Annotated in this window: 12 protein-coding genes; 6 read left to right on the plus strand and 6 right to left on the minus strand. The window is 62.6% G+C overall.

Going from position 1 to position 10,831, the window contains the following annotated elements:
- Nucleotides 1-4 precede the first annotated feature (4 nt).
- Together BM154_RS14470 and BM154_RS14475 are read right to left on the minus strand one after the other, a co-directional pair.
- Nucleotides 5-325: a protealysin inhibitor emfourin gene (locus BM154_RS14470; protein WP_074885162.1), complete on the minus strand. Its 321-nt coding sequence runs from the start codon at nt 323-325 to the stop codon at nt 5-7.
- The gene (locus BM154_RS14475) at nt 322-1,365 is read right to left on the minus strand and encodes a M4 family metallopeptidase (protein WP_074885165.1); all 1,044 of its coding nucleotides are present in this window, start codon (nt 1,363-1,365) and stop codon (nt 322-324) included. The genes BM154_RS14470 and BM154_RS14475 overlap by 4 nt, the downstream gene beginning before the upstream one ends.
- A 366-nt stretch (nt 1,366-1,731) precedes the next feature.
- On the opposite strand from BM154_RS14475, the gene BM154_RS14480 reads away from it, so the two are divergent.
- From BM154_RS14480 to BM154_RS14495, 4 genes are all read left to right on the plus strand, one after another.
- A complete protein-coding gene (locus BM154_RS14480) occupies nt 1,732-3,141 on the plus strand; it encodes a circularly permuted type 2 ATP-grasp protein (protein ID WP_074885168.1) in 1,410 nt (469 codons plus the stop codon).
- A 2-nt stretch (nt 3,142-3,143) separates the two neighbouring features.
- Nucleotides 3,144-4,094 carry an alpha-E domain-containing protein gene (locus BM154_RS14485; RefSeq protein WP_074885171.1) on the plus strand — a complete coding sequence of 317 codons (951 nt, stop codon included), beginning with the start codon at nt 3,144-3,146 and terminating at the stop codon, nt 4,092-4,094.
- Nucleotides 4,091-4,888 (plus strand): transglutaminase family protein, encoded by a 798-nt coding sequence (locus BM154_RS14490; protein WP_074885174.1) that lies wholly within the window; start codon nt 4,091-4,093, stop codon nt 4,886-4,888. Before BM154_RS14485 ends, BM154_RS14490 begins: the two co-directional genes overlap by 4 nt.
- Before the next feature lie 115 nt (nt 4,889-5,003).
- Entirely contained in the window at nt 5,004-5,891 is an 888-nt protein-coding gene (locus BM154_RS14495; protein ID WP_074885177.1) for an AEC family transporter, read from the plus strand.
- 419 nt (nt 5,892-6,310) lie between these two features.
- Here the strand turns inward: BM154_RS14495 and BM154_RS14500 are convergent, their stop codons facing one another.
- Complete coding sequence (locus tag BM154_RS14500; protein ID WP_074885180.1) at nt 6,311-6,577, minus strand: PepSY domain-containing protein; 267 nt, start codon at nt 6,575-6,577, stop codon at nt 6,311-6,313.
- Nucleotides 6,578-6,660: 83 nt separating this feature from the next.
- Nucleotides 6,661-7,050: a hypothetical protein gene (locus tag BM154_RS23925; protein ID WP_139225451.1), complete on the minus strand. Its 390-nt coding sequence runs from the start codon at nt 7,048-7,050 to the stop codon at nt 6,661-6,663.
- Between BM154_RS23925 and BM154_RS14510 the strand changes: the two genes are divergently transcribed.
- Nucleotides 7,031-7,759 (plus strand): amidotransferase, encoded by a 729-nt coding sequence (locus tag BM154_RS14510; protein WP_074885185.1) that lies wholly within the window; start codon nt 7,031-7,033, stop codon nt 7,757-7,759. The genes BM154_RS23925 and BM154_RS14510 overlap by 20 nt on opposite strands.
- A 93-nt stretch (nt 7,760-7,852) precedes the next feature.
- Here BM154_RS14510 and BM154_RS14515 read toward each other — a convergent pair whose 3' ends face one another.
- Nucleotides 7,853-9,472, minus strand: coding sequence for a malate:quinone oxidoreductase (locus BM154_RS14515; protein ID WP_074885187.1), 1,620 nt, complete (start codon nt 9,470-9,472; stop codon nt 7,853-7,855).
- Between the two features lie 330 nt (nt 9,473-9,802).
- Nucleotides 9,803-10,219, minus strand: coding sequence for a hypothetical protein (locus tag BM154_RS23930; RefSeq protein WP_139225452.1), 417 nt, complete (start codon nt 10,217-10,219; stop codon nt 9,803-9,805).
- Between the two features lie 274 nt (nt 10,220-10,493).
- Here BM154_RS23930 and BM154_RS14520 point away from each other — a divergent pair.
- Nucleotides 10,494-10,831, plus strand: a 338-nt coding sequence (locus BM154_RS14520; protein ID WP_139225453.1) for an aldehyde dehydrogenase family protein, incomplete at its 3' end; no start/stop codon positions are given.

The following is a 10,831-nucleotide window of genomic DNA, read 5'->3' on the forward strand; positions in this document are numbered from 1 at the left end:
GGGGTTACAGGCCTTTTTCCCAGAGCGTCACCAGATCCCGAGGAGCCTGCTCCTCGGGAACGTGCAAGACCAGTTCCTGTTCCTGCGCACGCCGTGCGCAAGCCTGCAGCTCGATGCGATAGAAACGCTGGTCCCCGCGACCGGCCTGGTTGCTGGCAACCGGCAGGCAGGCTTCGAGCAGCGAGCAGACGTGCCCTCGCTGATCCGCATCGCATTGGGCAAAGTCGATCTCCCGTGGCCGGCTCAGCGCGGCAATTGCCGCAAAGCCACCCTGGCGGGAGATGCGCACTCGCGCGGCGTCGCTCAAGGGGGGCAGCTTGTTCATGGTTGGCCACTCTGCACGCCCACGTCACTCCAGGCAGTGGCCACGGCCATGGCTTGCGCAGACCCCTGGCCGAAGCGCTGTTGCGCGTGGTCCACGCACAGGCGCGCGAAGTCTGTGAAATCGGCATCATTGGCCAGACGCTCGTCACACAGGGTGTCATACCATACCGGCCCGGCTTGTTCCCAGGCATGGCCGCCCAGGGCCTTGGCAGCGAGATAGAAGGCGCGATTGGCAATGCCCGAGTTGATATGTACACCGCCGTTGTCCTCGCGGGTGTGCACGAATTCGCGCATATGGGCCGGTTGTGGGTCCTTGCCCAGTAACGGATCGTCGTAGGCGCTGCCGGGCGCCGCCATGGAGCGCAGGCCCTTGCCATTGATCGACTCGGTCAGCAGGCCGGCGCCGATGATCCAATCCGACTGCTCGACACTCTGCTGCAGCGCGTACTGTTTGGTGAGAATGCCGAATACATCGGAGAGCGACTCGTTGAGGGCGCCGGACTGGTTGGCATAGACCAGCGCCGCCTCACTGTCGATGACGCCGTGGGTGAGTTCATGAGCGACCACGTCCAGGGCAATGGTGAAACGGTTGAATATCTCGCCGTCACCGTCGCCGAAGACCATCTGCTCGCCATTCCAGAATGCGTTTTCATAGCGCTGGCCGTAATGCACGGTACCGATCAGCGGGATGCCCTGACCGTCGATGGAGTGACGGCCGAGCACTTCCCAGAAGAACCGGTAGGTGGCGCCCAGGGCCTCGTAGGCTTCATCAACAGATGGGTCTCCAGAGGCCGGTTGCCCCTCGGCGCGGACCAGCTGGCCGGGCAACTGGGTCTGTTGCCCGGCATCATGGATGCTGCGCTCAGGCTGCCCGGCAAGCATGGCCTGGCGAGCCTGCAAGGTGCTCAAGCGCGGCTTGCCATTGTTGTGCCGCAGCGCGCTGACGTGCTGCAGGGTGTTGCGTGCGCAGTCGCGCTGGCGCTCGGAGCCGTGGCCGATGATGCGGTCGAGGATGTAGGGCGGTATCAGGCAGCTGTTCATCGTGCATTCCTTGTCCAGGTGTGAGTGTCGGCCAGGTCAACAGAGGGCCTCTCCAGTTGGGAACGCTAAGCACTGGCAATGTTTCTCCAACCCGGAAATTTCTGGACAAAAGGGCCTGACAGAAAAGTGCAATGCTTTGCCGCCTCGTCTGTCTGAACATCCATAGGGGCAGATGGCCACGTGTCGCCTCCCTCGACGGCGGCATGCCAGCAGATCGCGCAGGCCGCCGTCTCCGCCGCTCCATCGTGCTTCAATCTGGTGCTTTGTTGTTCAGGTTGCAAAGTAAGAAATTGATTTTAAAGGAATAATTTCGCTGGCTCGACGCTTGCAGCGTGCGGGTTGAACTGGGCTTGCAAGGAGTACGGCATGACCCGCACCTTTTACGATGAAATGCATCTGCCGGACGGCACCTGCCGCACGCACTACCAGGCCTTTGCTCGCTGGCTGCACGACACCCCTAAGGATCTGCTGGATCAGCGTCGCCGCGAAGCGGATCTGCTGTTTCATCGCGCGGGCATCACCTTCACGCTTTACGGTGACGCACAAGGCACCGAGCGGCTGATCCCCTTCGACATCATCCCGCGCAGCATCCCGGCCAGCGAGTGGCGCATCGTCGAGCGTGGCTGCATCCAGCGAGTACAGGCGCTGAACATGTTCCTGGCCGATCTCTATCATGACCAGCGCATCATCAAGGCCGGGCTGATTCCGGCCGAGCAGGTGCTGGCCAACGAGGCTTATCAACTGGCCATGCAGGGCCTCGATCTGCACCGTGACCTGTACGCACAGATTGCCGGTGTCGATCTGGTACGTGATGGCGACGGCACCTATTACGTGCTCGAGGACAACCTACGCACCCCCAGCGGTGTGAGCTATATGCTCGAAGACCGCAAGATGATGATGCGCCTGTTCCCCGAACTGTTCGCCAACCAGCGTATCGCGCCCATCGATCATTACCCCAGCCTGCTGCTCGACACCCTGAAAAGCTCAAGCCCGCTCGACAACCCCACCGTGGTGGTGCTGACGCCGGGACGCTTCAACAGTGCCTACTTCGAGCATGCCTTCCTGGCTCGGGAAATGGGCGTCGAACTGGTCGAGGGCGCCGACCTGTTCGTGCGCGACGACAAGCTGTTCATGCGCACCACGGCAGGCGCCAGGCAGGTCGATGTGGTGTACCGACGCCTGGACGACGGCTTTCTTGATCCGCTGGCCTTCAACCCGGAGTCGATGCTCGGCGTGCCCGGGCTGTTGTCGACCTATCGCTCGGGCAACGTGGTGCTGGCCAATGCCATCGGCACGGGGGTGGCGGACGACAAGTCGATCTACCCCTATGTCGGCGAGATGATCCGCTTCTATTTGGATGAAGAGCCGATCCTCAAGAACGTACCGACCTGGCAATGCCGCAAACCCAGCGAGCTGTCCCACGTGCTGGCCAACCTCAAGGACCTGGTGGTCAAGGAGACCCAAGGCTCGGGCGGCTACGGCATGCTGGTTGGGCCGGCGGCCAGCAATGCGGAGATCGAAGCATTCCGCCTGCGCCTGATCGCCAGGCCGGACGCCTATATCGCCCAGCCGACCCTGTGCCTGTCTACCTGCCCGACATTCGTCGAAAACGGCATCGCGCCGCGGCATATCGACCTGCGCCCATTCGTGCTGACCGGCAAGGAAACGCGCATCGTACCCGGCGGCCTGACCCGGGTGGCGCTGCGCGAAGGCTCACTGGTGGTCAACTCGTCCCAGGGCGGCGGTACCAAGGACACCTGGGTGGTGGAGGACTGAGTATGTTATCGAGAACCGCCTCCGATCTGTACTGGATGTCCCGCTACCTGGAGCGGGCGGAAAACCTGGCGCGCATGCTGGACGTCAGCTATTCGCTGTCGCTGATGCCCCAGGACGGACGCCGCGACGGCCTTGACGAGCTGACGATGCCGCTGCTGATCACCGGCACCCTGGAGGATTACCAGCAGCGCCACGGCGAGCTGCATGCCGAGCGCATGCTGCACTTCTTCGCCCTCGATGCACAGAACCCGGCAAGCATCTACAGCTGCCTGGGCGCTGCACGCAGCAATGCGCATGCGGTGCGCGGGCGCATCACTGCGGACATGTGGGAGAACATCAACGCCACCTGGCTGGAGATCCGTGGCATCGCCGAGCAGGGGCTGGGGCGCTACGGCATCAGCCGCTTCTGCGAGTGGGTCAAGGAGCGCTCCCACCTGTTCCGCGGCGCCACCTTCGGCACCATCGTGCGCGGCGAGGCCTATCGCTTCATTCGCCTGGGGACCTTCATCGAGCGCGCCGACAATACCCTGCGCCTGCTCGACGCGCGCTACGAGCTGCTCGGTGAAGACGTCGACGATGTCGATGGCCGGCCCGCCCACAGCTATTACCAGTGGAGCGCCCTGTTGCGCGCACTGTCCTCGTTCGAAGCCTTCGCCGAGGTCTATCGGGGCTCGCCAGGCGCGCGCAAGGTGTCGGAATTGTTGCTGCTGCGCCGCGAGGTGCCGCGCTCCTTGAGCGCCTGCATGGACGAGCTTTACCAGATGCTTGCCGGGTTGCCCGGCGACAACGGTCGCCCGGCACAGCGCCTGGCGGCCGAACTCAATGCGCGGTTGCGCTACACCAGCATCGATGAGGTGCTGGAGGAGGGGCTGCACGCCTGGCTGACCGAATTCATCGAGCAGATTCATGAGCTCGGCAGCGCCATCCACACGTCCTACCTGGAGGTCGCATGAGACTGTCCATTCGCCACAAGACCAGCTATCACTACGAGGACCAGGTACGAGCCAGCATCCAGTATCTGCGTCTCACCCCCCACGACAGCAACCGCCAGCAGATACTCGAGTGGCAGCTCGACCTGCCGCGTCCTGTTCGTGCGCAGCGTGATCCCTACGGCAACATCCTCCACGTGCTGACGCTGGACGAGCCCCATGAGTCGATCGTCATCGCCGCCCAGGGCCTGGTCGAGATCGACGAGTCGAGCGACGCCGAGCACGAGGGCCAGTCGGCACTGCCGTTCTTGCGCGTTACCCGGCTGACCGAAGCGGATGCGGCCCTGCGCGACTTTGCCTGGAAGCAGTGCGCTCAGCGTCGCGATCGCACTGCGCTGATCGACCTGATGCACGGCCTCAGCGAACATATCCGCTACCAACCCGGTGTCACTGCCGTGCAGACCAGCGCAGCGGAGGCCTTCGCGGGGCGTCAGGGCGTGTGCCAGGACCACGCCCACGCCTTTATCGCCTGCGCGCGCAGCCTGGGCATACCGGCGCGGTACGTCTCCGGGTATCTGGTCGCCGATAACCAGGATCACCTGGCCAGCCACGCCTGGGCCGAGGCCTGGCTGGATGGTGCCTGGTACAGCTTCGACGTGACCAATTGCCTGGCCAGGCCGGAGCGTCACCTCAAGCTGGCGATCGGTCTGGACTACCTGGATGCCTGTCCGGTACGCGGCATGCGCCGCGGCGGTGGCAGCGAGCGGATGATGGCGCGGGTCGACGTCGAGCCATTGTTGAGCGTGCAAGCGCAGTGACCGGGGCAGGGTGGTGGGCCGTCTTCACCTGCCCGTGCGTCCATTCATGCCGGTACGGCTTGCGATCTGATGACGATCGCTTCTAGCATGGCCGCTTTGCCCGAAGGAACAGGCCATGCTGGCCGAGTTGTTTGCTGTACTGGCGCCAGTGATCATCGTCGCCGGCATTGGTTATGCCTGGGCCCGTAGCGGCCAGCACTATCCCACCGAATTCATTGCCCGTCTGGTACTGACCATCGGTACGCCGAGCCTGGTGCTGGCGACCCTGAGCCGTACCGATCTGGATCCCAAGGCCTTCACCAGCATGGCGCTGGGCTGCTTGCTGGTCACCGGCTGCATGGGGCTTTTTGGGGTGCTGTTCAGCCGCCTGTTCCGCCAGCAGTGGAAGGTGTTGGTGCCGGCATTCCTGTTTCCCAACACCGGCAACATGGGCCTGCCCATCAGTCTGTACGCATTCGGCGAGCACGGCCTGGCGCTGGCCGTGGCGTTCTTCCTGACCTTGTCGATCATGCAGTTCAGTGTCGGCATTGCGCTGTCCGGCAATGCGGCGTCGTTCAGGGACCTGCTGCGCAACCCCATCTTGATCAGCCTGCTCCTAGCCCTGCCGATGATCTTCCTGGATCTGCAACTGCCGCGCTGGCTGGCCAATACCGTCGGCCTGGTGGGAGGCATGACCATCCCATTGATGCTGCTGACCTTAGGCGTTTCGCTGGCCAGTATCCGCCTGCATCACCTGGGCGCTGGGCTGGTGCTGGGGGCACTGCGTATCGTGCTGGGGGCTGCCGTTGGCTGGGGTATTGGCGCGGCAATGAACCTCGAGCCGCTGACCCACGCCGTACTGGTGGTGCAGTCGGCCATGCCGGTGGCTGTGTTCAATTACTTGTTCGCGGTGCGCGCCAATCGCTCTCCCGAACAGGTCGCGAGCCTGGTGATGTGCTCCACGCTGCTGGCGATTGGCTGGTTGCCGTTGATCCTGGCGTGGTGGATGCCGCGCGTCACCTGAGCGGCCTCAGCCGATCATCCGGCTCAGGTTTGGGAGAATCAGCAACACGGCAGTGGCAAAGAGAATCAGCCCCGCCTGGCGGAATTTCGGTTTGTTGATCATGGCCGTTCGCCTTTTCTGATTGTTGTGGTGCGGGCCGTGATGACCGCCTCGTCCCCCGGTCCCCGGTGCCTCGGCAAAACCCGATGGCCTACGTATTGACTGTAGAGCGAGCGGTTCATTTTTTTAGATCGGTTTGTTTTTAAAAGGGTGGATCGACCAGCGCCATAGCTATGGAACCCTTTTTGACTTTCGTACAACCGCGGCGCCAGACGCCGTCACGCATATGGCCATCACCGCGGCGCCCGCTGCCGTTCGTCAGGAGTTTCAGGCGGCCATAAAAAAACCGGCCCGCAGGCCGGTTTTCAATACTGGCTCAGTCAGTTGTCCAGCTGTTCGCGGATAAGCTTGCCGCTCTTGCCGTCGACACGGAATTCATAGAGGCGGTTGTCCTGCTTGGTGCCTTCACCTTCCCAGTAGCCGGCATCGTCTGCCTCGATCTTGTGGATCTGGGTGAAGCCCGCCTGCTTGGCGCTGCTCAGAGCTTGCTCGATGCTGATCCAGTCGGCGCCCGGGCGGTCGGCCATGGCGAAGCCGGCGCTCATGGCGGCAGCGGCGGTGAGGGCAGTCAGGGTCTTCTTGAGCATCGTGGAACTCCTTCACTGATTAGGAATAGCGCGCCTGCTAGGGGCAGGCACTGCTGTTTGGAGTCCGGCGCTTCGCTTCGGGTTCAGGAAAAACTGTCCTGGCCCGCGTCCACTGGCGCGACGAGCGCGTGCTCGAGCGGTGCCTGCAGCGTCGAGGGGGACGGAGCTTGCATGCTGGCGGCCAGCAAGGGCAGGGCGATCATCAGGTAGAAGCCAATGGCGCCCAGAGCGCCGTTGCGTGCATAGCGGATGGTTTGGCGGTGCATGGGGCTTCGCTCGTCTATGGCCCGCGGGCCGATGGCACAATCATCGGCCGCGCAGCGCCGGCGCAGAAGTAAATACCGCTTATGACGGCTATCGAATCCGCTGATGGCCGGATAACGCCGCGCCTCTTGCCTTGATGCATCGGCACAGGCAGGCTTTGACTGCTTCGTCACTTTTTCAGGTATCGCCATGTCGCTGCAGATCTGCATTCTGGAAACCGACATCCTGCGCCCCGAGCTGGTCGACCAGTATCAGGGCTACGGCAGGATGTTCGAACGTCTTTTCGCTGACCAGGCCATCACGGCCAGCTTCCAGGTATTCAACGTGATGAAGGGCGACTATCCGCCCGCCGAGGCGCGCTTCGATGCCTACCTGGTCACCGGCAGCAAGGCGGACTCGTTCGCCAGTGACCCGTGGATCGAAACGCTCAAGGCCTACCTGCTCGAACGCTATCAGGCGGGCGACAAGCTGCTGGGCATCTGCTTTGGCCACCAACTGCTGGCGCTGCTGCTCGGCGGCAAGGCCGAGCGGGCGAGCGGCGGCTGGGGCGTGGGCATTCATCGTTATCGGCTGACCGAGCAGCCCGACTGGATGAAGCCCGCGCTGGACGAGCTGACCCTACTGATCAGCCACCAGGATCAGGTCACCCGATTGCCGGAAAATGCCACATTGCTGGCTACCAGCCCGTTCTGTGCCCATGCGGCCTACCGCATTGGCGATCAGGTGCTGTGCTTCCAGGGCCATCCGGAGTTCGTGCCCGAATATTCCCGCGCACTGCTGGACATCCGCCAGCAGCACATCGGTGAGAGCACCTACCGGGCGGCGGTCGACAGCCTGCATGAGGATCACCAGGGGCGCACCGTTGGTGAGTGGATGTTGCGCTTCGTGGCCAATGGCAAATCGGCCCAGCCGGCCTGACCGCCATGTAGTCAAGGCAATAAAAAAACGGCCCGCAAGGGCCGTTTTTCGTTTTGCCAGGGCGCCTTGCGTGGAGGCGCCTGTGGTAACCGGCTACAGGGCCGGGGCTGCAGCTTCTGCCTGCGGGGCCTGCTCGCTCTGCGGTTGCTCCGGCTTGACCTCGACGAAGGTCAGCTGCAGACGCTCGCTGCTCCAGGCACGGGTCTTGTTGGTCAGCTCCAGGTCGTTGTTCAGGGTCTTGCCGTAGGAGGGGATGATCTCCTTCAGCTTGTCCTGCCACTCTGGGGTCTTGATCTTGTCCTTGAAGGTACGCTCCATCAGGTGCAGCATGATCGGCGCAGCGGTGGATGCACCAGGCGAGGCGCCCAGCAGGGCGGCGATGGAGCCGTCTTCGGAACTGACCACTTCGGTGCCGAACTGCAGGATGCCGCCTTTCTCGGGATCTTTCTTGATGATCTGCACGCGCTGGCCGGCCTGGATCAGTTCCCAGTCCTTGTCCTGCGCTTCGGGGAAGTATTCACGCAGCGAGTGCATGCGGTCTTCCTGGCTGAGCATCAGCTGACCGATCAGGTAGGTGCTGAGCGAGAAGTTGTCGATACCGGCGTTGACCATCGGCGAGATGTTGTGGGTGGTGATGGTGCCGAACATGTCCAGCAGCGAACCGTTTTTCAGGTACTTGGTGGAGAAGGTGGCGAATGGCCCGAACAGAATGACTTTTTCGCCATCGATCATGCGGGTATCCAGGTGCGGAACCGACATTGGTGGCGAGCCGACGGAGGCCATGCCATAGACCTTGGCTTGATGCCTGGCGGCGACTTCCGGGTTACGGGTAACCAGGAACGAGCCGCCGACCGGGAAGCCTGCGTAGCCTTCTGCTTCCGGAATGCCGGACTTCTGCAGCAGCTTGAGCGCGCCGCCACCAGCACCGATGAACACGAACTTGGCGTTGACGGTGCTCAGCTTCTCGCCATTGGCCAGGTCGGCCACGACGACGTTCCAGGATCCGTCGTCGGCGCGGGTGATGTCGCGTACTTCGTGCTGCACATGAACGTTGAAGACGTCCTTTTTCTGCGACAGATTGTTCAGTAGCTGCTTGGTGATTTCACCGAAGTTGACATCGGTGCCTGTCTGTACGCGGGTGGCGGCAATCTTTTCACCGGGCTCGCGGCCTTCCATTACCAGCGGCACCCATTCCTTGATCTGCGCCGGGTCGTTGGAGAACTCCATGTTGCGGAACAGCGAGCTGTGCTGCAGGGCGTCATAACGCTTCTTGAGGAATTCGGTGTTCTTGTCACCCCATACGAAGCTCATGTGCGGGGTGTTGTTGATGAACGACTTGGGGTTCTTCAGAACACCTTGCTCGACCTGGTAGGCCCAGAACTGCTTGGAAATCTCGAACGACTCGTTGATCGCCACCGCCTTGCTGATGTCGATGCTGCCGTCAGCCTTTTCCGGGGTGTAGTTCAGCTCAGCCAGTGCCGAGTGGCCGGTACCGGCGTTGTTCCAGGGGTTGGAACTCTCGCTGGCAACCTCGGGCAGGCGCTCGTACAAGTCGATTTTCCAGGTCGGCTCCAGCTCGTTGAGGTAGGTGCCGAGGCTCGCACTCATGATGCCCCCGCCGATCAGCAGGACGTCCACGGATTTTTCCGGTTCGGGCTGCTTGGCGCAGCCGAGCGCGCTCAAGCATAGTAGGGACAGCAGGAGTTTTTTCATTAGACAGACCATTTCATTAATGTGGTTGCATGGCGGCAAGACCGACGTTGTTACAGCCCCGGGTGGTGGAGCTGCATCGCCTGTTGCATGCCGCCAGGTTTCGTTCTGCGAAACCGATCAGTCCCGGTGGATTTTTGAAACGCCGGGCATTCACCTTCGTATGCGCGCTTTCGTCGCAGGCTGGCGCAGAAAGCAATGTCCATGCCGATATGTCTGCTCAGCACTGAACTAGTGATCTGTATCAATTTGTATGTGCCATTAATGTGATGCAGGTGGCGAATTCTCGCCTCCTGATCGGCTAAAAAAGGCTGGTTTTGGCGGTTTCTCGCCTCAGTTGCCCATGGCACCGCCGCTGCTTGTGCCCTGGCTGTCGCCTGTGCCCTCGGTGGCCCGTGCCGGCGTGCCACCCGATGCGCCGCTTGGCGGAGTGGAACCGTTGCCTGTTCCGGTGCCTGGCGTTGTGGTGGCCGGTTGCCGCTGAGGGGCAGCCGGCTGCGTGGCATCGTTCTGCCTGGCAGGGGAGTTGAGCGTGCTGCGTGGTGCCTGTTGGTCAGCGGGTTGTTGCGGTTGCGTTGTCGACTGACCCGTTGCGCTGTCACTTGCCGGTGGAGAGCCGGTGCGCTCACGAACCATTTCGTCGCCGATCCTGTCACGTTGCTGCTGCAAGGTCTGGCCATCGCCATCTGCCTGTGCGCCGGCGCTGAACAGCGCCGCAAGCAGCAGCGCCGATCCCATCAATCTGTTCATCTGCAATCTCCCGATTCACGTGCCTGGTCAGCTGACTGCCCAGGCGTGCGCAATGTTCAGGCAATCCGCCCGGAGGCCCCCCGGGGCCCTTGGCAAGGGGCCTTGCAGCGAAAATCGAGGAAGCCGTCTACCCTGATAGCAGCTCGACAGCCGCGCGCTCTGCCACGCCACCTGGCGGCGACTCAGGGCGCGCATGTGGTTACATGCAGAATCGAACCATGGCCTGTCGTTCGCCTCATAGGACAGGCCCCTGACAACAAAAGAGGTCCTTCACATGATCTATGCCAAACCCGGTACCGCAGGCGCCGTCGTCACCCTCAAGCCACGCTACGGCAACTACATTGGCGGCGAGTTCGTCGCGCCGGTGGGTGGCCAGTACTTCACCAACACCAGCCCGGTGGATGCCTCGACCATCGGTGAATTCCCGCGCTCGGACGCCAAGGACATCGACAAGGCCCTGGACGCCGCCCACGCCGCCGCCGATGCCTGGGGCAAAACCTCGGTACAGGATCGCGCGCTGGTGCTGCTGAAGATCGCCGACCGCATCGAGGCCAACCTCGAACTGCTGGCCGTGGCCGAAACCTGGGACAACGGCAAGGCCGTGCGCGAGAC

This window comes from Phytopseudomonas argentinensis (assembly GCF_900113905.1).
GTDB classification, from domain to species: Bacteria; Pseudomonadota; Gammaproteobacteria; order Pseudomonadales; family Pseudomonadaceae; genus Aquipseudomonas; species Aquipseudomonas argentinensis.